This window comes from Actinomycetospora sp. 2LY8.5 (assembly GCF_057180585.1).
The window spans coordinates 299,240-321,966 of the sequence record NZ_JBXUHE010000002.1 but is presented as its reverse complement, the minus strand read 5'-3'; the positions used below and the strand labels follow the sequence as shown (position 1 = coordinate 321,966).

22 protein-coding genes are annotated in these 22,727 nt (G+C 73.6%); 5 read left to right on the top strand and 17 right to left on the bottom strand.

Annotated elements, in window-relative coordinates; translation table 11 throughout:
• Positions 1-24 precede the first annotated feature (24 nt).
• Positions 25-663, bottom strand: coding sequence for a rhomboid family intramembrane serine protease (locus AC2A1K_RS03840; RefSeq protein ID WP_483894982.1), 639 nt, complete (start codon positions 661-663; stop codon positions 25-27).
• Between the two features lie 122 nt (positions 664-785).
• Positions 786-1,700, bottom strand: coding sequence for a LysR family transcriptional regulator (locus AC2A1K_RS03835; RefSeq protein WP_483894981.1), 915 nt, complete (start codon positions 1,698-1,700; stop codon positions 786-788).
• 95 nt (positions 1,701-1,795) lie between these two features.
• On the opposite strand from AC2A1K_RS03835, the gene AC2A1K_RS03830 reads away from it, so the two are divergent.
• Positions 1,796-2,284, top strand: coding sequence for a DoxX family protein (locus AC2A1K_RS03830; protein ID WP_483894980.1), 489 nt, complete (start codon positions 1,796-1,798; stop codon positions 2,282-2,284).
• On the opposite strand, the gene AC2A1K_RS03825 is transcribed toward AC2A1K_RS03830, so the two are convergent.
• From AC2A1K_RS03825 to clpS, 5 genes are all read right to left on the bottom strand, one after another.
• On the bottom strand, positions 2,281-3,231 hold the full coding sequence (locus tag AC2A1K_RS03825) for a PLP-dependent cysteine synthase family protein (protein WP_483894979.1): 951 nt from the start codon (positions 3,229-3,231) through the stop codon (positions 2,281-2,283). The genes AC2A1K_RS03830 and AC2A1K_RS03825 overlap by 4 nt on opposite strands.
• Positions 3,232-3,244: 13 nt before the next feature.
• A complete protein-coding gene (locus AC2A1K_RS03820; protein ID WP_483894978.1) occupies positions 3,245-3,520 on the bottom strand; it encodes a MoaD/ThiS family protein in 276 nt (91 codons plus the stop codon).
• A 100-nt stretch (positions 3,521-3,620) separates the two neighbouring features.
• On the bottom strand, positions 3,621-4,124 hold the full coding sequence (locus AC2A1K_RS03815) for a M67 family metallopeptidase (RefSeq protein WP_483894977.1): 504 nt from the start codon (positions 4,122-4,124) through the stop codon (positions 3,621-3,623).
• Positions 4,125-4,170: 46 nt separating this feature from the next.
• Positions 4,171-4,728, bottom strand: a complete 558-nt coding sequence (locus tag AC2A1K_RS03810) for a DUF2017 domain-containing protein (RefSeq protein ID WP_483894976.1) — start codon at positions 4,726-4,728, stop codon at positions 4,171-4,173.
• A gap of 19 nt (positions 4,729-4,747) precedes the next feature.
• On the bottom strand, positions 4,748-5,107 hold the full coding sequence (gene clpS, locus AC2A1K_RS03805) for an ATP-dependent Clp protease adapter ClpS (RefSeq protein WP_483894975.1): 360 nt from the start codon (positions 5,105-5,107) through the stop codon (positions 4,748-4,750).
• A gap of 169 nt (positions 5,108-5,276) precedes the next feature.
• Here clpS and AC2A1K_RS03800 point away from each other — a divergent pair, with 169 nt between their 5' ends.
• Positions 5,277-6,515: a nicotinate phosphoribosyltransferase gene (locus AC2A1K_RS03800; protein WP_483895099.1), complete on the top strand. Its 1,239-nt coding sequence runs from the start codon at positions 5,277-5,279 to the stop codon at positions 6,513-6,515.
• A gap of 70 nt (positions 6,516-6,585) precedes the next feature.
• On the opposite strand, the gene AC2A1K_RS03795 is transcribed toward AC2A1K_RS03800, so the two are convergent.
• Positions 6,586-7,704: a lysozyme family protein gene (locus AC2A1K_RS03795; protein ID WP_483894974.1), complete on the bottom strand. Its 1,119-nt coding sequence runs from the start codon at positions 7,702-7,704 to the stop codon at positions 6,586-6,588.
• Between the two features lie 159 nt (positions 7,705-7,863).
• Here AC2A1K_RS03795 and AC2A1K_RS03790 point away from each other — a divergent pair, with 159 nt between their 5' ends.
• From AC2A1K_RS03790 to AC2A1K_RS03780, 3 genes are all read left to right on the top strand, one after another.
• On the top strand, positions 7,864-8,433 hold the full coding sequence (locus AC2A1K_RS03790; protein WP_483894973.1) for an isochorismatase family protein: 570 nt from the start codon (positions 7,864-7,866) through the stop codon (positions 8,431-8,433).
• A gap of 62 nt (positions 8,434-8,495) precedes the next feature.
• Entirely contained in the window at positions 8,496-9,206 is a 711-nt protein-coding gene (locus AC2A1K_RS03785; protein WP_483894972.1) for a phosphotransferase, read from the top strand.
• Between the two features lie 43 nt (positions 9,207-9,249).
• Positions 9,250-11,331 carry an ATP-dependent DNA helicase gene (locus AC2A1K_RS03780; protein ID WP_483894971.1) on the top strand — a complete coding sequence of 694 codons (2,082 nt, stop codon included), beginning with the start codon at positions 9,250-9,252 and terminating at the stop codon, positions 11,329-11,331.
• A 346-nt stretch (positions 11,332-11,677) separates the two neighbouring features.
• On the opposite strand, the gene AC2A1K_RS03775 is transcribed toward AC2A1K_RS03780, so the two are convergent.
• The 9 genes from AC2A1K_RS03775 to AC2A1K_RS03735 form a co-directional block, all read right to left on the bottom strand.
• Entirely contained in the window at positions 11,678-12,514 is an 837-nt protein-coding gene (locus AC2A1K_RS03775; RefSeq protein ID WP_483894970.1) for an ATP-grasp domain-containing protein, read from the bottom strand.
• The gene (locus AC2A1K_RS03770) at positions 12,511-13,383 is read right to left on the bottom strand and encodes a peptidyl-tRNA hydrolase (RefSeq protein ID WP_483894969.1); all 873 of its coding nucleotides are present in this window, start codon (positions 13,381-13,383) and stop codon (positions 12,511-12,513) included. Before AC2A1K_RS03770 ends, AC2A1K_RS03775 begins: the two co-directional genes overlap by 4 nt.
• Positions 13,384-13,427: 44 nt before the next feature.
• Positions 13,428-14,636, bottom strand: a complete 1,209-nt coding sequence (gene serB, locus AC2A1K_RS03765; RefSeq protein ID WP_483895098.1) for a phosphoserine phosphatase SerB — start codon at positions 14,634-14,636, stop codon at positions 13,428-13,430.
• Between the two features lie 101 nt (positions 14,637-14,737).
• The gene (gene ctaD / locus AC2A1K_RS03760) at positions 14,738-16,495 is read right to left on the bottom strand and encodes an aa3-type cytochrome oxidase subunit I (protein ID WP_483894968.1); all 1,758 of its coding nucleotides are present in this window, start codon (positions 16,493-16,495) and stop codon (positions 14,738-14,740) included.
• Positions 16,496-16,634: 139 nt separating this feature from the next.
• Entirely contained in the window at positions 16,635-17,981 is a 1,347-nt protein-coding gene (locus AC2A1K_RS03755) for a right-handed parallel beta-helix repeat-containing protein (protein WP_483894967.1), read from the bottom strand.
• The gene (locus tag AC2A1K_RS03750; RefSeq protein WP_483894966.1) at positions 17,978-18,850 is read right to left on the bottom strand and encodes a polysaccharide lyase; all 873 of its coding nucleotides are present in this window, start codon (positions 18,848-18,850) and stop codon (positions 17,978-17,980) included. Before AC2A1K_RS03750 ends, AC2A1K_RS03755 begins: the two co-directional genes overlap by 4 nt.
• Before the next feature lie 43 nt (positions 18,851-18,893).
• Positions 18,894-20,861 (bottom strand): right-handed parallel beta-helix repeat-containing protein, encoded by a 1,968-nt coding sequence (locus tag AC2A1K_RS03745; protein WP_483894965.1) that lies wholly within the window; start codon positions 20,859-20,861, stop codon positions 18,894-18,896.
• Positions 20,858-22,123: a glycosyltransferase gene (locus tag AC2A1K_RS03740; protein ID WP_483894964.1), complete on the bottom strand. Its 1,266-nt coding sequence runs from the start codon at positions 22,121-22,123 to the stop codon at positions 20,858-20,860. The genes AC2A1K_RS03745 and AC2A1K_RS03740 overlap by 4 nt, the downstream gene beginning before the upstream one ends.
• Positions 22,120-22,644: a 2-dehydropantoate 2-reductase N-terminal domain-containing protein gene (locus tag AC2A1K_RS03735; RefSeq protein ID WP_483894963.1), complete on the bottom strand. Its 525-nt coding sequence runs from the start codon at positions 22,642-22,644 to the stop codon at positions 22,120-22,122. Before AC2A1K_RS03735 ends, AC2A1K_RS03740 begins: the two co-directional genes overlap by 4 nt.
• Between the last annotated feature and the right edge of the window lie 83 nt (positions 22,645-22,727).

Sequence of the window (22,727 nt, the reverse complement as noted above, 5' to 3'; positions counted from 1 at the left end):
AGACGAAACCGATATCCGCACACCTCAGGGCACGGCGGGTGTTCCCGTCGGTCCGGCCCGGCGCCGGTCGGCGGCGACGGCGACCCGGGCGGCGAGCACCCCGCCGATCGCGCCGCACAGGTGGGCCTGCCAGGAGATGCCGGGGTTGCTCGGGAACACGCCGAGCAGCAGGCCGCCGTAGATTCCGAACAGGACGACGGCCACGACGATCTGGGCCGCCGAGCGCGCGAAGAAGCCGCGGACCAGCAGGAACGCGAACCAGCCGAAGATGACGCCGGACGCGCCGATGGTGGACCCGGGGCTGCCGATGAGCCAGGTGCCGACGCCGCTGACGACCCAGATGACGGCGGTGACCGCGACGAACTGACCCAGCCCGCCCGCGAGCACGAGGAACCCGAACACGAGCAGCGGCACGGTGTTGCTCGCCAGGTGATCGAAGCCGCCGTGGAGCATCGGCGCCCAGAGGATGCCGCCGAGCCCCTCGAGGCTGCGCGGCACGATGCCGTCGTCGTCGAGACCCTGCGGCGGATCGAGCGCGACGAACACCGTGCGATCGGCCAGCTCGATGAGCCAGAGCAGCGCCACGATCCCGACCATGAGGATCGCCGCCCGCAGCGGCTGTGCGGGCAGAATGCGGGGTGACGGACGCGCCGGGCTGGTCACGCCGTCGACAGTACGGCGACGCGCGCCGGATCCGCGTGGGGTACGACCCTGAGAATGACCGGGGTCGCTCGCCGTGAACGTTCGTCGCATCCACCGGGGAACGCCGAGCGTCCCGCTCGGGATCACCGTGGCGCAGCGCCGGTGTACAGCTCGGCCGCGATACTCACGAGTTCGGCGACGGGTCGTGATCGCGAGCCGGCGGGCCACGCCGCGGCCACGATGTACGGGCTGGCATCCTGCACCGACCGGTAGACGATGTCGGGGCGAGGGTTGCGCTCGGCCAGCGGAGCCGGGATCAGCGCCACAGCCTGGCCGAGCCCGACCACTTCGAGCAGCTGCGTCGGGTCGCTGACTTCCGGGGCGGAAGCTTCACGACCATCCGCTGTCGGTCGGTCGGAGTCGCCGTCCTGGCCCGTCCAGAACGCCCGCTCCATCGGAGTCTCCTCGGGCCACGTGGGCACGGGTTCGCCGCGAAGATCACGGCACCGCAGCACGCTCTGGTGGGCCAACCGATGCTCGATCGGAACGGCGACCACCCGCGGGTCGGTGGTGAGCGGCATGGAGTCCAGCCCCCGATCGTCGTAGGGGGAGCTGACGAGGGCAGCGTCGGCTCGACCGTCCCGCACCATGTCGGCCTGCGCGCGGTAGCCACTGACCGCGATCTCGACGGGGACCGCGTGGGGGCGGCCGGCGTAGGCGTCGACGATCAGCTGCAGCATGCCGGCGGCGATGCCGGGCTTCGCGGTCACGACCAGCGGCGGCTGCGGCTGAGCCGCTCGCCGCGCCCGGCGCTCGAACCGGTCGAGCACATCCAGAGCGTGGCGCGCATCGTCGAGCAGCCCCGCGCCGTACTCGGTGATCTCAACGCGGTGCGTGTCCCGCCGGAACAGGTCCGCGCCCAGTCGCCGTTCGAGCTCGCGGATCGCGCGGGACAGGGGCGGTTGGGCCATGCGCAGCCGCTCCGCCGCCCGCGTGAAGCTCAGCTCCTCCGCGACCGCGACGAAGAACCGCAGATCGCGATCTCGGAGCCCGGCCATACCGTCAGAGTACAAGCAATGACCGACCGAGTCTTTCCTTCGGTCGACTCGTCCGTGTTCCACTGGACGTACTCTTACCGCCGATCGGAGGAACCGTGTCCATCACTTTCCCGTCGCTGACCGAATTCCCGTTGAGCCGGATCGGCAAGGGCGCTGGTGATGCCGGGCTGCTCGTGCTCCGGCTCGCGGCCGGCGTCATCTTCATCGCTCATGGCTGGGGTGATATCAGCCAGGAAGGCGGGGTGAGTGCCAACGTCGAGAACTATCGCGATGCGGGAATCCCCTTTCCCGAGCTGAGTGCGCCGATGGGGGCGTACACGCAGTTCCTCGGCGGAATTGCCGTCATCGTCGGAGCGCTCACCCGCGTGTTCGCGCTCGGTTTCGCCATCGTGATGCTCGGAGCGCTGATCTGGGTCCATCCCGGCGAGCCGCTCGTGACGGGGGAGGACGGCAGTGGCTCCGGGTTCGCCTTGATCATGGGCGCTGCCTCTGTGGCCCTGCTGCTCGTCGGTCCCGGACGGCTCAGCCTCGACCGGCTGTTCGTGCGCTGGCGTGGTCAGTCGAGGCAACCGGGGCGGGTCTAGGCCCAGAGCTGGCCTTCGAGCGCGTCGGCGGCTTCCTCGAGCGTGCCGCTGTAGGCGCCGGTGGACAGGTACTTCCACCCGCCGTCGCAGACGACCATGACGATGTCGGCCTCGTCGTCCGCACCGGCGGCCTTCTCGGCCTGGGCCAGGGCGGCGTGCAGGATGCCGCCGGTGGAGATGCCCGCGAAGATGCCCTCCTGCTCGACGAGCTGGCGGGTGCGCCGCAGCGCGTCGTACGCCCCGACCGAGTAGCGGCCGGTGAGCACGTCGGGGTCGTACAGCTCGGGCACGAAGCCCTCGGCGATGTTGCGCAGGCCGTAGACCAGCTCGCCGTAACGGGGCTCCGCGGCGATGATCTGGCAGTCCGGCTTGTGCTCGCGCAGGAAGCGTCCGGTGCCGACGAGCGTGCCGGTGGTGCCGAGGCCCGCGACGAAGTGGGTGATCGTCGGCATGTCCCGCAGGATCTCCGGACCGGTGCCCTCGTAGTGCGCGAGCGCGTTGGCCGGGTTGCCGTACTGGTAGAGCATCACCCAGTCGGAGTGCTGGGCGGCGATGTCCTTGGCCGTCGCGACGGCCTGGTTCGACCCCCCGGCGGCCGGCGAGAAGATGATCCGGGCGCCGTACATCTCGAGCAGCTGGCGACGCTCGGCCGAGGTGTTCTCGGGCATGACGCAGACCAGCTCGTAGCCCTTGAGCTTGGCCGCCATGGCCAGCGAGATGCCGGTGTTGCCCGAGGTCGGCTCGAGGATGGTGCAGCCGCGGGTGAGCCGGCCGTCGGCCTCGGCCGCCTGGATCATCCGCAGCGCCGGCCGGTCCTTGATCGACCCGGTCGGGTTGCGGTCCTCGAGCTTCGCCCACAGCCGCACGTGCGGCGCCGGCGAGAAGGACGGCAGCCCGACCATGGGCGTGTCGCCCAGGGCGTGGATCAGGGAGTCGTACCGGGTCATGGGATCCGGGGTCTCAGCGCCCGCCGGCCACGGCCGGCAGGATCGTCACGGTGCCGCCGTCGGGCACCTGCGCGTCGAGGCCGCCGCTGAAGCGCACGTCCTCGTCGTTGACGTACACGTTGACGAACCGGTGCAGCGCGCCGTCGGTGACCAGCCGGTCCTTGATGCCGGGGTGGTTGGCCTCGAGGTCGGCGATGACGTCCTGGAGCGTCGAGCCCTCGGCCTTGACCTGCTTCTCCCCGCCGGTGTGGGTGCGCAGGATGGTCGGGATCGAGACGGTGGCGGACACGGATACCCTCCGGTTCGGATGTGCGGGTGTTCTGCGGTGGACAGCGTCGCACGGTGACGCGACATTCCGTGACCCAGCGCGGACGCCGGGTTCGGAGGCGTCAGGAGCCGGCGGGGTCCGGGACGTCGTCGGAGCCGGTGTGGGCGAACATGTAGTTCTCGACCACCGCCACGTCGTCCTCGACGACCGCGCCCGCGTCGTCCAGCAGGAACGAGCGCAGGTCCGTCTCGGAGTCCGGGCCGGTCAGGGCGACGATGACGAAGTGGACCCCCGGCTGGAGGCCCATGTACTGGATGTCCTTCTCCGACGGGTACGCCTCGGGCAGGCCGGTGTCCGTGAGCGGGCGGCGCGGCACCCGCGTGTGCGAGTGGAAGACGACGACCGGCTCTTCGCCGCGCTCCTCGCTCTCGCGGTGCACGCGCAGCTGCTCGCGGGAGTCGAACGCGTAGTCGCTGGAGACCGCGTCGGTGTTGGTCATCGGGATGTAGCGCTCGGGCCGGTCGGACCCTTCCGGGCCGGTCAGCTGGCCGCACGCCTCCAGCGGGTGGTCCCGGCGGGCGTGCGCGACCATCTCGTCGACGAGATCGGCCCGGATCACCAGCACGGCATCCAGGGTACGTGGATGCGTCCGGGTCAGCCCGTCAGCATTGTCACTGCATCAGGCTGGCGACCAGCGAGTCCTGCAGCCACGTCAACCAGTGGTAGACGGGCAGGTGGTCGGCGCGGGGGTCGTCGGCGGGCAGCTGCTCGGGCATGTCCTCGGTGACCTCGAGCGCGACGCCCAGGGCCAGCCGCACGTCGTTGACGGCCGAGAGCCACTCCTCGGCCTGCGACGGCGCGAGCTCGACCCGCCCGCCCCCGGCGGGGCAGGTGGCCAGGACCGTGGCGATGGCGTCCAACTTGGCCTCGATGAGTTCGGGCTCGCGCACCGAGCGCATCGCCGCGGACAGCTCCCCGGCGTCGTCCTGCTCCGACGACGCGAAGTCGGGCAGCAGGCGGGCGAGCACCGGGTCGTCGGGCGCCGTCGACGGGCCGGTGCGGATGCCCGTGAGCGCCGCGAGCTCGTCGTCGGGCGCGGCGGCGTTGCGGCCGGTGAGCATCTGCTCGACCTGACCCATCAGCCCGCGCAGCACCGACGCCTCGGGGCGGTCGAGCACGGCGACGTAGCGGACGCGGTCGCCGCGCCCCTGCCTCTTCCACGCCTTCAACGGGGAGCCTTCACCCGCGCTAGCTCGCCCGCTGCATGGTCGCCCAGAGGCCTGCCGCGTGCAGGCGGGACACGTCGCCCTCGACCTTCTCGCGGCTGCCCGACGAGACCGTCGCCCGCCCCTTGTGATGGACGTCCATCATCAGCGCGGTGGCCTTGGCCTTGTCGTAGCCGAAGAGCTTCTGGAACACGTAGGTCACGTACGACATCAGGTTGACCGGGTCGTTCCAGACGATCGTCTGCCACGGGGTGTCGGCCAGGGTCGCCTCGTCGAGGGACTCCTCGGTCCGTTCGTCGACGTCCGGCTCGGCCGGAGCGGACAGACGCACCTCGGGCGGCGCGAAGCGAAGCGGAGCTACCGCGCCGGAGGCCGAACACATGCCTCCATGGTGACACTTCCACCGGCGGACCCGCAGGGGGCAGGCGGTTCTCGGCGGTCCGGCTCCCCGATCGGCGTGCTCCCCTCGTTGCTCCGTGTCCTCCTAGGCTGGCCGAGTGACCTATCCGGGGCCGAGCACGGCGCTCCTCACCGACCAGTACGAGCTCACGATGCTCGACGCCGCCCTCGCCGACGGCACGGCGCAGCGGCGCTGCACCTTCGAGGTGTTCGCGCGCAGCCTGCCCCACGGGCGGCGGTACGGCGTGGTCGCGGGCGTTCCCCGCCTGCTCGACGCGATCACCCGGTTCACGTTCGACGCGCCCGAGGTCGCCGTGCTGCGCGACGCCGGCGCCGTGAGCGACCGCGCCGCCGAGTTCCTCACCGGGCACCGCTTCTCCGGCGACGTCAGCGGCTACCCCGAGGGAGAGCTGTACTTCCCCGGCTCGCCGGTGCTCTCGGTGACGGGGACGTTCGCCGAGTGCGTGCTGCTCGAGACGCTGGCGCTCTCGGTGCTCAACCACGACTGCGCGATCGCCTCGGCGGCGGCCCGCATGACCACGGCGGCCAACAGCCGCCCACTGATCGAGATGGGCTCGCGGCGCACCCACGAGGAGGCCGCGGTCGCCTCGGCGCGCGCGGCGTACCTCGCCGGGTTCCAGGCCACGTCGAACCTCGAGGCCCACCGCCGCTTCGGGGTGCCGACCACCGGCACCAGCGCCCACGCGTTCACCCTGCTGCACGACACCGAGGCCGACGCGTTCCGCGCCCAGATCGAGGCTCTCGGGGCGGGGACGACGCTGCTCGTCGACACCTACGACATCACCCAGGGCATCGCCACCGCGATCGAGGTCGCGGGCCCGGAGCTCGGTGCGGTGCGCATCGACTCCGGCGACCTCGGCGTCATGGCCCAGCGCGCCCGCACCCAGCTCGACTCCCTCGGCGCGACGAGGACCCGCGTGGTGATCTCGGGTGACCTCGACGAGCACGCGATCGCCTCCCTGCGTGCCGAGCCCGTCGACGCCTACGGGGTCGGCACGTCCGTGGTCACCGGCTCCGGCGCGCCGACCGCCGGGATGGTCTACAAGCTCGTCGAGGTCGACGGGCGCCCGGTGGCCAAGCGCAGCTCGTCGAAGGAGTCGCGGGGCGGCGCCAAGTCGGTGCTGCGCCGGCACAAGCCGACCGGCACCGCCGTCGAGGAGGTCGTGCACCGCCTCGACGCCGAGGTCGAGGTCGGCGAGTACGACCGCGTCGTCCCCGTCCCCCTGGTGCTCAAGGGCGAGCTCGTCGGCGAGCTCCCGACCCTCGACGAGTCCCGCGAGCACCTACGCCGCCAGCTCGTCGCGGTGCCCTGGGAGGGCCTCAAGCTCTCGCGCGGCGAACCCGCGATCCCCACGACCTTCGTGCTCTGAGGCGCGCCGGCGGGACGCAGCGAACGGGTATCTCGCTGCTTCTATGCGCGCGAGGTCCCCGTTGATCACCTCAAGGCGCGCCGAACAGAGGTGAGGGAGTCGCGTCCTCGAGGGTCGGATCGGTCACCGACGGTTCCCTGGGTCCGGGGGTCGTCGACGTCGTCGGCGCCGCCGTGGAGGTCGGGGGCGGCGTCGGCGGCGTGGTGGCCGCCGGGGTCTCCGTCGCCCCGGTCACGGTCGGCGGCTCGATCGGGGGCGCCGGGGTCGGGGCCGGCGCGATGGCCAGGACCTCCGGGACCTCCGGGGCCTCCGGGACCTCCGGGACCGCCGGCACCGAGGACGCGCAGGGAGCCGGCGGCAGTTCCGGCGCCGGGGCGCCCGCCGCGTAGGCGGCCTCGATCGCGAGCACCCGGGTCACGTGGGCGTCGGAACGGTTGTAGGCGAACACGGCCGCCGCGCGCCGCGCCGGGTCGGAGAGGTCGGCACCGCCGGCGCAGAGGTGGCGCCCACTGCCGACGGCCGCGTCGTCGACGTCGTCGACGTCGGCCACGCCGTCGGCGTCGCCGTCGGCGCCGTAGATCGCCCAGCTCGACGGGAGGAACTGCATCGGGCCGGCGGCGAGGTCGACACCCGGGTCGCCGTCGAGGCGCCCGCCGTCGGTGTCGACGAGCAACGGGTGGCCGCCGGTGCCGTCGAGGCGCGGGCCGCGGATCGGTGTGATCGTCCGCCCGTCGACCGCGACCGCCCCGGCGGCGGCGTGATCGGACTCGACGCGCCCGATCGCCGCCACCAGCGTCCACGGCAGCCGGCAGGCGGGTTCGGACCTGCCCAGCGCGGTCTCGGCGCCCCGGTAGGCCTGCCGCACGCGCGCCGGGATCCCGGTGGCGTCGACGGGCCCTGCGGCCACGGGCACCGGGGCCGGCGGCACCCGAGCCCCGGGTGGCACGCCGGTCGCCCCGAGCGCCCCGACGTCGATCGGTGCCTCGGCGACGTGCGCCGACGGGTGCGGCACCGCGTCGGTCCCGGGGAGCCCCAACGACACGGCGACGGCCAGCACCGGCAGCGCGAGCACGCCGGCCGCGAGCAGCACCGCGCGACGCCGCTCGGCCACCGGGGGGTCGGTGAGGTCGAGCTCGTCGGGAGGACGGTCGAGGTCCTCCGGCAGGGGCCGCCAGGGGGTCCTCGTCACGGGAGCCGCCGACGGCGCTGTCGCGCATCCCGGCGATTCCGCCGCATCCTGCCCCCGCTGGATCCGTGACGAGATCGGTAGCGAGAGTGACGCTAGAGACAGAAGGGACGGAACTGAACACAGATCACCGGTCCGTGGCACCCCCGTAGGCTCAACGCCATGACGACCGCACTCATCGTCGTGGACGTGCAACTCGACTTCTGCGAGGGCGGCTCGATGGGCGTCGACGGCGGGGCCGCGACGGCGTCGGCGATCAGCGCCTTCCTGGGGCGATCGGCGACGCGGTACGCCCACGTCGTGGCCAGCCGCGACTACCACGAGGACCCCGGCGACCACTTCTCCTCGACGCCCGACTTCGTCGACTCCTGGCCGCCGCACTGCCGGCTCGGGCACCCCGGCGCCGCGTTCCACCCCGACCTCGACGTCCACCGCCTCGAGGAGGTCTTCACCAAGGGCCGCTTCGAGGCCGCCTACTCGGCCTTCGAGGGCCACGCGAGCGACGGGCATCTGCTCACGCCGTGGCTGAGCGCCCGCGGCGTCGACGCCGTGGAGATCGTCGGCATCGCCACCGACCACTGCGTGCGCGCCACCGCCCTCGACGCCGCACGTGACGGCTTCGCGACCACCGTGCTCCTCGACCTCACCGCGGGCGTCCTGCCCGAGACCACCGCCCGCGCGCAGGAGGAGATGGCCGGGGCCGGCGTGACGCTGACGGGGTCGGCACGCTGAGCGGTTGGGCCCCGGTCGCCGCGCCGCCCGGCGACGTCCCCGTCCCACCCGCGGTCCTGGCCGTGGCGCGTGGCGAGGAGGTACGGCCGATCTGGCGCAACGAGCTCGGCGGGCTCACGTTCGCGCTCGGGACCGGGCGGTTCGCGAAGTGGTCGCCGCCCGGCGCGCCCGACCTCGCCGTCGAGGCCGACCGCCTGCGCTGGGCCGGCCATCACACGCGAGTGCCGACGGTCCTCGACGCCCGCCCCGACCTGCTCGTCACCACCGCCCTCCCGGGACGAAGCGCGGTCGAGCCGCGGTGGATCGCCGCGCCCGAGCGCGCCGTGGAGGCCGTCGGACGCGGACTGCGGGCCCTCCACGATGCGCTGCCCGTCGCCGGGTGCCCGTTCGACTGGTCGGCGCCCGCCCGCGTGGCCGACGCGCGGCGCCGCTCCCACGAGCCGAGGGCGTGGCACCCCGACCACCGGGCGCTGACCGTCGACGACGCGTTGACCGCCGTCGCGGAACCGCCCCCGGTCGACCGCCTCGTCGTCTGCCACGGCGACGCGTGCGTCCCCAACACGCTGCTCGGCGAGGACGGGTCGCCCGCCGGGCACGTCGACCTCGGCGGTCTGGGCGTGGCCGACCGGTGGGCGGACCTCGCCGTCGCCACCTGGAGCACGATCTGGAACTACGGCCCCGGCCACGAGAACGCCCTGCTCAGCGCCTACGGCGTGGCGCCGGACCCGGTGCGGACGGCGTACTACCGGCTGCTCTGGGAGCTGGGGCCGTGAGCCTCCATGGAACCGTTCGGCCCTCTCCGTAGTCTGAACCGTCGTGGGAGACGCGAGCACGGACACGATCACTGGGCCTCCCCCGGTGGCCGAGCTGCTCGCGGCGGCGGTCTCCGCGCTCGGCGGCAGCGAGCGCGAGGGCCAGCAGCAGATGGCCGCCGCCGTGGAGCGCGCGCTGCGCACGGGCGAGCACCTGGCCGTCCAGGCCGGCACGGGCACCGGGAAGTCCCTGGCCTACCTCGTGCCTGCCGTCCGCCATGCGCTCGAGAGCGAACAGGCCGTCGTCGTCGCGACCGCCACCATCGCCCTGCAGACCCAGCTCGTCGACCGCGACCTCCCGCGCCTGTCCAAGGCGCTCGAGCCTGAACTCGGCCGGGAGCCCACCTTCGCGATCCTCAAGGGCCGGGCCAACTACCTCTGCCTGCACAAGATCCAGAGCAGCGCGCAGGCCGAGGACCCCGTCGACGAGCAGCTGTTCGATCCGTTCCAGGTCTCGGCGCTCGGCCGCCAGGTCACGCGCCTGCACGAGTGGGCCGAGAAGACCACCACCGGGGACCGCGACGAGCTCGTCCCCGGTGTGCCCGACCGCGCGTGGCGCCAGGTGTCGGTCAGTGCCCGGGAGTGCCTGGGCGCCGCGCGCTGCCCCGTCGCCGAGGACTGCTTCTCCGAGCACGCCCGCCACGCCGCCGGCGCCGCGGACATCGTCGTCACCAACCACGCCATGCTGGCCATCGACGCCATCGAGGGCCGCGCGGTGCTGCCCGACCACGACGTGGTGGTCGTCGACGAGGCTCACAACCTCGTCGACCGCGTGACGTCGGTGGCCACCGGCGAGCTCACCGCGGCGACGGTCACGGCCGCGGCCCGGCGGTGCGGCAAGCTCGTCGACGAGTCGCTGTCCGACGCCCTGCTCGACGCCGGCGAGGGCCTCGGCACGGTGCTCGAGGACGTGGTCCCCGGCCGGTGGGAGCGCCTGCCCGAGCCCGTCGGCCGGATGCTCTCGTCGATCCGCGACCGGGCGTGGGCCTGCCGCCAGGCACTCGGGCCCGACCGCGACAAGGGCCGCGACGAGTCGGGGGAGCACGCCGAGAGCGCCACCTCGCGGAAGTTCGCGCTCGCGCTCGTCGAGGAGGTCCACGACGTGGCCGGGCGCCTGCTCACGGCGTTCGACCGCGAGGACCCGGCGACCCGACCGGACGTGGTGTGGCTGTCCGAGACCGAGCGGAACTCGACCACGACGCGCACCCTGTCCGTCGCGCCCCTGTCGGTCGCCGGGCTGCTCGCCGCGCGGTTGTTCGGACGGTCGACGGTCGTGCTGACGTCGGCGACGCTCGCGCTCGGCGGGTCGTTCGACGCGCTGGCGAGGCAGTGGGGCCTCCCCGCCGGCGGTTCCCGCGAGATCACCGAGCCGATCCCCGACGAGGGCTCGGGCCACGCCAACGACCCGGCCACCAACCTCGTCTGGCACGGCCTCGACGTCGGCTCGCCGTTCGCGCACGCGAAGGCCGGCATCCTCTACATCGCCCGCCACCTGCCCCCGCCCGGGCGCGACGGTCCGTCCCCGGCGATGCTCGACGAGATCGAGGGCCTCGTGCGCGCCGCCGGCGGGCGGGCGCTCGGCCTGTTCTCGTCGATGCGGGCGGCCAGGCAGGCGGCCGAGGACCTGCGCGGGCGCTGGGACGGCACCGTGCTCTGCCAGGGCGACGACTCGACGGGCACCCTGGTCACGAAGTTCGCCGCCGACGTGGGGAGCGTGCTGTTCGGCACCCTGTCGCTGTGGCAGGGCGTCGACGTGCCCGGCGCGTCGCTGCAGCTCGTCATGATCGACCGCATCCCGTTCCCGCGGCCCGACGACCCGCTCGTCTCGGCCCGTCAGCGCGCCGTCGACGCGCGCGGCGGCAACGGGTTCCTGACGGTGTCGGCGACCCACGCCGCGCTGCTGCTCGCCCAGGGGGCCGGCCGGCTGCTGCGCGGCACCGGCGACCGCGGCGTCGTCGCCCTGCTCGACTCCCGCGTCGCCACCAAGCAGTACGGCGGCTTCCTGCGCGGCTCCCTGCCGCCGTTCTGGACGACCCAGGACCCGGCGGTGGTCCGGGGCGCGCTGGAGCGGCTGCGCGGCGCGTGAGTCAGGCGGTCCGGAAGACCGGCCGGCCGATCTCGGCGCGCCGGCGTTCCGGGTCGTCGGTATCGCGCGGCCCGACGAGGTAGGTCTCCTGCACCGGGCCGTCGACGCCCACGGCGTGCTCGAGCGGATGACCTGGGCCGTCGCGATCTGCTCGGGGCCGTAGTAGCGGTAGCCGGTGTGCGGGTCGACCGCGTCGGGGGGTCAGCAGGCCGGCCTCGTCGTAGCGGCGCAGCGTGCGTACCGGCAGATGACCGACGACGGGGGCGCATCGCGCGCCTGCACATCACGCCCCGCGTCGCCGCGGGGTGACCGTGGGGGTGTTCGAGCGATGCGGCATCGCTGGCATCTAGAGACGCGCCAGGAGGGCGTCGGCGAGGCGGTCGGGCGCGCCGGCGGCGCGGCGGAGGAAGAGTTCGGGCTCGATGAGCTCCAGCTCCATGACGACCGGCTCGCCGTCGACGCGGACCAGGTCGACGCGGGCGGCGGCGACGTCGCCCGGGGCGAGGGCCAGGGCCGCCTCGGCCACCTCCACCTCGCGGGTGGTCGGGGTGTGGTCCTCGAGGCGCCCGCCGTGCTTCTCGTGCACGAGGAAGCCGCCTGCGGCGGGGAGCTTGCGCACCGCGTGCGACCACGTCCCGCCGAGTCGGATCAGCGACACCTCGCCGTCGCGCCCGATGCTCTCGACGGCCGGCTGGACGAGGACGTCACCGACGCCGAGGAGGTCGGCGACGGTGCCGCGCAGGTCGTCGGGGTGCCCGAGGAAGGTTCCGCGGCCGCCGGCGGACACGGCCGGCTTGATCACCACCGGCCCGCGACCCAGGTCCTCGGGCGTCGCGCCCCCGTGCGGGAGCAGCGTCGTCGGCACCGTCGGCACGCCCGCCTCGGCGAGCTCCACGAGGTAGCGCTTGTGGCTGTTCCAGGTCAGCACGGGCAGTGGGTTCACCAGGCGCGTGGCCGCCGCGACCTTCGTCGCCCAGGCGAGGAAGTCGTCGCGGCGCTCGGTGTAGTCCCAGGTGGTGCGGACAGCCACGAGGTCGGCGTCGGCCCAGCCGGCGGTCTCGTCGTCCCACGGGGCGTCGGCGGCGTCCACCCCGTGGGCGCCCAGCGCCGCGACCAGCGGGCGGGTCTCGGCGTCCGAGCGCTCGCTGCGCACCCGGGAGCCGGCGACGAGGACGCGCGTCATGACGCACCCGCCCGCCCGGCCACACACGTCACGGTCCCCGGCGCGACCTCGGTGAACCCGGCGTCGCGCACCGGGACGATGCCGTGCCCCTCCCACGCCGCCCGGCCCGTGGGGTCGGCGTCGAGCGCTGCCACCCAGCGGGCCCACTCCGCGCGCGACGCCGGGCGGACCGACGCCTGCAGAGCATCGGCCGGATCGGCGCCGTCGGCACCCAGCACCGTCGCGAGGATCATGCTCGCGTGTCCGACCTGGGCGGCGGCCTTGCCCACGGTCTGCTCGACCTCCGGGCTCAGCCAGATCACCGGCCGGCCGGGCGAGGGGGGCCCGGGCTCGTCGGCGGGGAGGTCGGTGCCGCCGATCTGCAGGCGCCGGACCTCGTGGGGCACGTCGTCGACCGGCCCCGGCACCAGCGCGCGCACCAGCTCGCCGACCGTCACCCCCGGCACCTGCTGCACCGCGCGCCAGTGCGCCGTCCGCGCCCGCCGGGAGAGCTTGCGGATACGCCCGGCGCCCGCCCAGGTCGCCACGGCGTCGTACCACTCCCCCTCGGGCGCGGCGCGCTCGTCGAGGCAGAGCGCGACGGCCGCGGCGGCGGCCGCCTCGAGCACCGCCGTGCGCGTCGCCGGGAGACGAGGCGGAGCAGAGCTCGACCCGTCGGTGCCGGCCCGCTCCAGGCGCAGGATCAGCGTCATCGCCCGCACGACCCCGTCGGCCGGTTCCCCGTCCGAGTCCCAGGACGCCGGACGCTCGTCCGCCTCCGGTGCGGCGGCTCCCCTCTCGGCGGGCTCCCCTGATCGCTGCGTGCCGCCCTCCACCAACCACGGGCACACCCGCGCCGCCAGGGGCGCCAGCGCCGAGAGCTCCGGCACCAGGCTCGTCGCTCGGGACGGGCTCCGCCGCGCCTCGTCTCCCGTCACAGCGGGACCCGGCGCAGCAGTCCCTCCGCGGCGTCGGCCACCTCGATCTCGTCGCGGGTCACGCCGAGGATGAACAGCACCGCGTCGAGGTAGGGGTACGACAGCGCGGTGTCGGCGGCGGCCGCGACCACCGGCTTGGCGTTGAACGCCACGCCGAGCCCCGCGGCCGCGAGCATGTCCAGGTCGTTGGCGCCGTCGCCGACGGCCACGGTCTGGTCGAGCGGGACGCCGGCCTCGGCGGCGAAGCGCTCCAGCGCCACCGCCTTGCCCGCGCGGTCGATCACGGTGCCGATCACCCGCCCGGTGAGGCGTCCGTCGACGATCTCGAGCTCGTTGGCTGCCGAGAAGTCGAGCGACAGGTCCTCGACGAGGCGGTCGATGATCGTCGAGAAGCCGCCCGACACCACGCCGCAGCGGTAGCCCAGGCGCTTGAGCGTGCGCACCGTGGTCCGTGCCCCCGGGGTCAGCTCGAGCTCGTCGGCGACCTCGTCGAGGGCACTCACGGGCAGCCCGGCCAGCGTCTCCACGCGCTTGTACAACGACTCGGCGAACTCGATCTCACCGCGCATCGCCGACTCGGTGATCGCGCGGACCTCGTCCTCGCAGCCCGCGCGCGCGGCGAGCATCTCGATGACCTCACCCTGGATCAGCGTCGAGTCGACGTCGAAGACGATGAGCCGCTTCGCGCGCTGGGCCAGCCCGACCCGCTGCACGGCGACGTCGCAGCGCGCCCGGCGACCGGCCGCGGCGAGCGCCTGGCGCAGCGCGGTGTCGTCGGGCGGATCGACCGCCGGCAGCGAGACGCGCAGCTCGAGACCCGTCACGGGGTAGTCGGCGATGCGCCGCACCCGGTCGATGTTGACGCGCAGTGTCGCGAGGCCACGGGCGACCTCGGCGAAGTTGGCCGCGGTGATCGGGCGGCCGAGCACGAGCACGACGTGGGTGGAGAACGGGTGCACCGCCGACGCGTCGCCGCCGGTCTCCACGCTCACCGACAACCCCAGCGAAGGCATCGTCAGCTGCAGCGCCGCCTCGAGACGGGCCGGGTCGCCGGGCAGCGTGACGAGAGCGGACAGCGTGATCCGGTGGTGGATCGTGGCCTGCTGCACGTCGAGCATGGCCGCCTCGTGCTCGGCCAGCACGGCGAACAGCGCCGCGTTGACGCCCGGGAAGTCCGGCCCGGTGACGGTCACGAGGACCGGCACCGGGTCGGGCCCGGGATCGGCGTCGGGAGAGACGGGGTCGGACAGTACGGCTGTCGGCTCCGGGAACTCGCCGTCGGACGGGAGGTCGGGGACCGCGCGGCTCACTTGTTCCGGGGGTCGGAGCCGGGGAGGTGCTCCTGACCGGTCTGCCCCGCCGCGGCCTCACCGATGCTGGCGTGCCCCGAGCCCACGTGGGCCTCGAGCCGGATCCGTTCGGTGAGGTGCGGGTAGTGCAGCTCGAACGCGGGGCGCTCGGAGCGGATCCGCGGCAGCTCCGTGAAGTTGTGCCGCGGCGGCGGGCACGACGTGGCCCACTCGAGCGAGTTGCCGTGGCCCCAGGGGTCGTCGACCTCCACCGGACGCCCGTAGCGCCAGCTGTGGAACGCGTTCCACAGGAACGGCAGGGTGGAGGCCCCGAGGATGAACGCCCCGATCGTGGAGATCGTGTTGAGCGTCGTGAACCCGTCGGTGGGCGCGTAGTCGGCGTAGCGCCGCGGCATGCCCTCGTTGCCGACCCAGTGCTGCACCAGGAACGTCATGTGGAACCCGATGAACGTGAGCCAGAAGTGGAACTTGCCCATCCGTTCGTCCATCATCCGGCCGGTCATCTTCGGGAACCAGAAGTAGATGCCGGCGTAGGTGGCGAACACGATCGTGCCGAACAGCACGTAGTGGAAGTGCGCCACCACGAAGTACGAGTCGGACACGTGGAAGTCCAGCGGCGGGCTGGCCAGCAGGACACCGGTGAGGCCGCCGAAGAGGAACGTCACCAGGAAGCCGACCGAGAACAGCATCGGTGTCTCGAACGTCAGCTGGCCGCGCCACATCGTGCCGATCCAGTTGAAGAACTTGATGCCGGTCGGCACGGCGATGAGGAACGTGGTGAACGAGAAGAACGGCAGCAGCACCGCGCCGGTGGCGTACATGTGGTGGGCCCACACCGCGACCGACAGGGCCGCGATCGACAGCGTCGCGTAGATCAGCGTCTTGTAACCGAAGATCGGCTTGCGACTGAAGACCGGGAAGATCTCGGAGACGATGCCGAAGAACGGCAGCGCGACGATGTAGACCTCGGGGTGCCCGAAGAACCAGAACAGATGCTGCCAGAGGATCACGCCGCCGTGCTCGGGCGCGAAGAGCTGGGCGTCCAGGTGGCGGTCGGCGGCGAGGCCGAGCAGCGCGGCGGTGAGGATCGGGAACGCCAGGAGCACGAGCACGACCGTCACCAGGATGTTCCAGGTGAAGATCGGCATCCGGAACATCGTCATGCCCGGGGCGCGCATGCAGACGATCGTCGTGACGAAGTTGACGCCACCGAGGATGGTACCGAGACCGGAGACGACCAGGCCGACGATCCAGACGTCGGCGCCGAGGCCCGGCGAGTGCACGACGTCCGAGAGCGGCGTGTAGGCGAACCAGCCGAACGCGGCGGCGCCGTCCGGGGTGAAGAACCCCGACACGACGATGATGCCGCCGAAGAGGAACAGCCAGTACGAGAAGGCGTTCAGACGCGGGAACGCGACGTCCGGGGCACCGATCTGCAGCGGGACGATGTAGTTGGCGAAGCCGAAGAGGATCGGCGTCGCGTACAGCAGCAGCATGATCGTGCCGTGCATGGTGAACAGCTGGTTGTACTGGTCCACCGACAGGATCTGCAGACCCGGCTGCGCCAGCTCGGCGCGCATGAGCAGCGCCATGAGCCCGCCGACGAGGAAGAACCCGAACGACGTGACCAGGTACAGGATCGCGATGTCTTTCGGGTCCGTCGTCTTGAGCATCCGCCCGACGAACGATCCACGCTTCGACTCCCGCGCCGGGTACGGCGTGGTCGCGATCGGCTTGGGTGCGACGGCGGTCACCACTGCCTCCTGCCCACGTACTGCCTCCTGGTCGGCCCCGACGCGCGAGGCCCTCGGCTGACCCCGCGATCGTAACCGGACCCACCAGGGCGGGCGCGTCGGGTGACGACGCCCTGTCGTAGATGCGGGCCCGCCCTCCTCATCGGACGCGGACGTCGGTCTCGTTGCCGAAGACCTGGTTGGCCCCGTCCGGGGGTCCGCCCGCGCCCCGGAGCACCAGCCCGGCGCGGTTCCCGAACACCGTGTTCCCGACGAGGTCGGCGGGCACCTCGTCGGTCAGGACCCCGTAGCGGTGGTTCTCGCCGATCACGTTGTCGCGGGCCGCCACGTCCTGGGAGCCGCCGACGAGGCGCATGCCGTCCTGCCGGTTCCCCCGCAGCTGGTTGCGCTCGACCACGACGCCCCGCGAGACCTCGGTGACCTCCAGGCCCGACCCGCCGTTGCCGTAGACCGCGTTGTCCCGCACGGTCGTCCGGGCGGACTTGTTGACGTTGATCCCGTGGACGCCGTTGTCGAAGCTCTCGTTGCCCTCGACCACGTTCCGGTCGGACTCGTCGTGGAGCACGATGCCGTGGTGACCGTTGCGGTACACGACGTTGCCGCGCACCACGCTGTCCACGCAGTCCTCGGCGAGGATGATCCCGTGCTTGCCGTTGTCGTGCACGACGTTGCGCTCGATGACCAGCGCTGACGAGCCCGTGTGCGGGTCGACGCCGTAGACGAGGTTGCGGGCGAACTCGCTGTCGCGGACGGCCAGGCCGCGGACCTCCGCGGTGTAGAGGCCGTAGAGCAGGCCCGTGACGAGGCTCCCGGTGATCTCGCCGGTGGTGGACCGACCTCGCCAGCTCAGACCGTAGGAGCCCACGTCGGCGAACCCGAGGTCGTGCAGCTCGGCGCGATGAATCTCCATCCGCGCACCCCGCTCCGCGGCGAGGAACGCCCGACCGTCGGCAGGGTCCCCGTCGGTGCGCCCACGGCCCGGGTCCCACGACACGATGCAGGTCCCCTCCACCGCGAGTCCGCCGCCGTCGGCGACCACCGAGGCCACCCGGCCTGCCTCGCTGGTCAGCCGCAGCTGCCGTACCGACGGCGCGGTGACACGGAGCGAGGCGCCCGCCGCGATGCGCAGGCCCGCGTGCAGCGTCCACCGGCCCGGAGCGTCCTCCCGCAGCGCCGCCGGGACCGCCCGGGCCAGCGCCGGGAGCTCGACGTCGCGTCCGCCCGTGAGCGTCACCGTGCCGGTCGCCGGGTCGGTCGTCGCGGCGACCGGTCCACCGGCGGTGGGCGCGGGCAGCTGTCCCGGCGACGGCCCGCCCGCGGCGTCACGCAGGCACGGTCGGGCCGGATCCGGAGCCGGCGCCGCGGGTACCGCCCGCGGGACCAGCGGCTCGGGCGTCGGTGGGGCCGAGCACCCGGGCAGGGCCAGCGCCCCCACCACGGCCACGAGGACCAGCCGGCCCAGCGGGGACCGCCGCAGCGCGCTCACGTGCGTCCCCGGCATCCGGGCATCGAGCCGGGCGCAGGCGGGTCGCCGGCCGGGGCGACGACGAAGGAGGCGAAGTCGGCGTACTGGTCGGTGGGGGTGCGGTCCTCGTCGTCGTCGCCGCCGAAGAACGTCGAGAAGAACACCCCCTCGATGCGCAGCGCGGGCGTGGTCCGGAAGGTCAGCCCCGACGCGGCGAACACGGGCCGGTCGTCGAGCCACACCTCCACCGTGCCGTCCGCCCGGCCCGGGGTGTCGAGGACCACGCGCTGGCGGACGGTCGCCCAACGGCCGGTGGGGAAGCGCCAGCAGCCGCGTCCCAGTGAGGTGCCGTGCTGCTCGGAGGTCGGGAGGTAGGCGTAGACCTCACCGTCCCCGTCGGCGCGCCACATGAATCGGGTGGAGAAACCGTTGGTGCCGTCGGGGATGTTCTGGCCGTTGTTGACCGAACCGCCGTACAGGCCGGGCAGCTTGCCGCCCCGGACGAAGTCGAAGCCCGCCGGGAAACGCACGCGGTACTCGAGGGAGAGGGCGTCGACCGGGGCCCCGGGCAGGGCGAAGTAGGACTGCAGCCCGCCCTCGGGGCCGCCTGCGGCGTGGCTGGCCGATCCCGCGGGGTACCGGGCACGGACCGCCGAGGTGCCGTCGGGTTCGGTGATCAGCTGCGCCGACTCCAGCCCGAACGACCCTCGGTCGGTCATGCGCAGGTCGTTGCCCACGAGCGCGGCGAACTGCGTGGGCGTCAGGCCCGGTGTGCCCCGGACGGCGGCCTCGGACGGACGGACCCGCACCTCGGGCAGCGAGGCCCCACAGCCGGCGAGCCCGAGGAGCAGGACCGCCACCAGGGCGCCGGCGCGCCGCGTGATCCTCACCGGCTCCTCCTCCCGCTCGTGCTCTCCCCCACGCCGCGCCCCCTCATCCGCGCACCTCGAGAGTGACCAGCCGCTCCGGCGACCGGGTGGGGCTCGACGGCGGCGCCGAGGCACCGGGCGGCCCGTCCCCCTCGCCGCGATCACTCCGGCGACCCCGGCCCCGCACCGCGTGCACGCCCTCGAGCACCAGCGCCAGCACGATCAAGGGCCCACCGATCACGCCCAGGACGCTCAGCGGCGGCAGGAGGACGTCGTTGCTCCCCCGCTGGTCGACCACACCACGCAGCGACTCGAGCGCGTGCACCCGCGAGTCGACGAGCAGGACCGGGGTCCCGGCGGCGGCCGACACCCCCCGCTCGACGGCGTCGACCTCGACCCGGTCGAGCCGGACCATCGCGCCTCCGGTGGCCGCCACACCCTCCGCCGCTCCCTGCAGCACCGTGCCGGTGATCGTCGCGGCGGCCTCGACGTCCAGCCCGGTGTGACCACCTCGGATCCGGCCACCGTGGATCTGGGTGCCCACGCTGGCCGTGCGCACCCCGTCGGCGGTGATGTCCTCGGTGGTCAGGTCACGGATGACGACCCCGGTCGCCCCGGCCGCGGCGACGATGCCGTTGCTCCCGCCCGCGGCCACCACGTCGACCAGGGCGGTGGAGCCCGCGCCGTGCTCCACCCGCACGGCGCTCTCCGCGCCGGTGGTGCGCAGCCCCTCGACGGTCGTTCCGCGCCCGCCGATGCTGACACCCGCCGAGCCGGCGTCGCGGACGACCGCGTTCCGCACGACCATGTCGGTCGTCGTCTTGTCCGTCATCACCCCGCGCCGCCCGCCGGTGGTCTCGACGCGCTCCACGACGAGGCCGGTGGTGTTGAAGTGGGCGAGGATCCCGGTGGGCTCGTTCGTGGCGCGGACGTCGGCGACACCACCTCCCGAGACTCGGCTGAGACGGATCCCGCCGTCACCGTTGTCGGCCGTGGTGACGTCGTGCAGCCGCGGACGCAGCTGGTCGATCAGCACGACGCCGTACTCCCCGTTGTCGGCCGCGTCGACGTCGCCGAGCGAGCGGTCGGCCCCGCCGACGACCACCAGGCCGTCGCCCCGGTTCCGGTGCACCCGCAGCGGGCCCAGCTCCGTGGCCCGGTCCTCGTCGAGGACGACCCCGTCGCCCGCGGACGCCTCGACGGTCACCGCGTCGAGCCGGACGCCCTCGGTGCGCCGCAGCGAGACACCCGTTCCGTTGCCGACGAAGCGCGTGCGTACCACCGAGCCCGTCGCGCCGGGCCCGTAGGCGATCGCGGCCCGCGCCGTCGTGTCGGCCTCGCCCGCGGTGCCGAGGCCGGTCACCGTCGCGTCGAGCACGTCGAGCGCGCCGCGGGCACCGACGGAGAGGGCGGGACGGCCCGCCTCCGCCGGAAGAGGACGCCGGGTGACGGGGTCGACCGCGGCCACCGCCGTGCCCCGCACGATCGTCCGGCCTCCACCTGCGGTGTGCAGCCCGGCCGAGCGTGCCGGGTCGGTCGCCGCGGCGAGCTCCAGCAGCCGGACCCCGGACACCTCGAGCCGCCCGCCCTCGGCGACGCTGACCAGGGCGGCCAGGCTCGCGACGTCGCCGCGGACGGTCAGCCAGCCCGGGGGCAGCGTGGCCGCCATCCGCGGCACGGTCAGCACGCCGCGGCCCACGTCGACCTCCCCGATGAGCCGGCCGCCCGTGACGAGCTCGAGCGAGTCGGGGCGCACGACGAGCAGCCGCGTCGGGCGCCCGCGGTCCTCCCAGACGCGCCGGGCACGCGCGCGCTCGGCCGCGGTGGGGGCCGCTGCCACGGACAGCGAGGAGTCGGTGCCGAGATCGGGCGCGGCCTGCCGGACGGCGACCTCGCGCGGCACCACCGACGAGTCGACCGCGGGACTCCCGGAGGCGCCCAGCACCAACGCGGCGGCCAGGGCGCCGGCGAGCACGGACGCGACGACCACGCCCGCCCCGGCGTGCGCCACGGCGCGCCATGGCGGAGTCACCCGCGCCCTCCTCCCACCGCCGCGGGAGAGGTGCCCTCGACGGCCCCGGTCGTCCCCGCGGCCGGCACCGCCCCCGGGGTCGAGGTCGTGCGCACCACCACACCGTCCTCGACCGCCACCGACCGGGTCAGCCAGCGCTGCCGGCGGATCGTGAGCAGCGCCGCGATCTTGATGAGGGCGAGCACCCACGACACGACGACGTAGCCGGGGACGAACAGCAACGACGAGGGCCGGCGCCGCAGGTGGGGCAGCAGCTTGGCCGAGCGACTGACGTACCACCAGGCGGCCAGGACCGCGGCGAACGCGTAGTGGGCCTGGACCACCGCGTAGATCATGAAGGCCGGGCCGAGCAGCAGGGTGAAGCTGCTGACGCCCTTGTCGACCATGGTGTAGGCGAGGAACGGGCGACGCCACACCCAGCGGCGGGAGAGCGCGCGCAGGTCCGAGCGCCAGGTGTTGCGCGCCCAGCGCAGTCGCTGCTTGAAGAACACCCGCCAGGTGTCCGGGAAGGTCGACCACACCCGGGCGGTGCGCTGCATGAAGGTGCGGTGGCCGCGCTCCTCGATCAGCGTCGTCAGCCGCTTGTCGTCGCCCGACAGGCACGGCACCCCCCAGAACGTCTCCGTCATGAACTCCTCGGAGACCTCGAGCAGGAGATGGCGCCGGTAGATGGCGGTGCGCCCGGACAGGCACGAGACGGCGTGGCCGAGGAGACTCTGGCTGGCGTTCTCGTCGAAGTAGCGGTGGTCGAGGAACATGTCGGTCATGCGGGCCAGGAACCCGGACGAGCCGTAGACGCTCTGGCGGGTACCGACGCCCCCGATGCGCGCGTCGGCGAACGGTTTGCACACCTCGACAGCCACGTCGTCGGCCCAGATGGTGTCGGAGTCGACCAGCGCGACCAGGTCGGTCCGGGCGGCCTCCCAGCCGCGGCGCAGCGCGTCCCGCTTGCCCGGCACGTCCGTGGTGAGCACCGTCACCGGGTAGTGCTCGGCGATGGAACGGCACTCGGTGTCCGCGACGTCGATGACGAGAATGACCTCGTCGACGCCGTTGGCCAGCCAGGACTCGATCGCCGCGGTGAAGACCTCGGGGTCCTCCTGGTACACCGGGACGACGATGCTCAGCGGCACGCGATGGTCGCCGCCCCACGGCTGGTACAGCACGGCCGGGATCCGGCGCACCAGCCAGCATCCCCACCGGAACAGGCCCAGCACGCCCAGCGGCGTGCTGAGCAGGTAGTAGTAGAAGGGCAGGCTCATGCCTGGGCCGTCGCCACGCCGAGCTCCGTGACGTCGGCGGGATCGAGCGCGGCGCCCACGACCTCCCCGGCCCCGGTGACCGCGGCCGTCCGTTCGTTCGTCTCGACCACGGCCGCACGACCCGCCGCCGCGGTGCCGTCCGCGAACGCCCGGAGGTCGTAGGAACGCCCCTGGCGCGGGGTCGGGAGCGTGAGGAAGACGAAGGCGTCGGGCTCGCCCCGCCGATCGAGGGTGGCCGGGGCGTCGAGGCCACGACGCCGCAGCTCGTCCAGCCGCGACGGCGCGACATCGACGAACGTGACGTCGTGCCCCCCACCGAGGAGACCCTCGCCGGTGGCGGTCCCCACCACCCCGGCCCCGACGACGAAAGTTCTCGACAGCGACACTCGGCTACCCCCCGTAGCAAGCTGATAACGCTCAGTGAGCGTGGGGGAAGCGTGATCCGATCCCGGTGAACGGTCAACTCGGGTACCGCATCGGGTGGTCCGCCGGTCCCCGACGGCCCGCGAGCGCACGATCATGGATCAGCGCAGCGCAGGGCCCTGGTGGCGGCCGGAACGGGGGGTCGACGCGGGACGACGCGCGAGCCCGGACGAGTGGATCG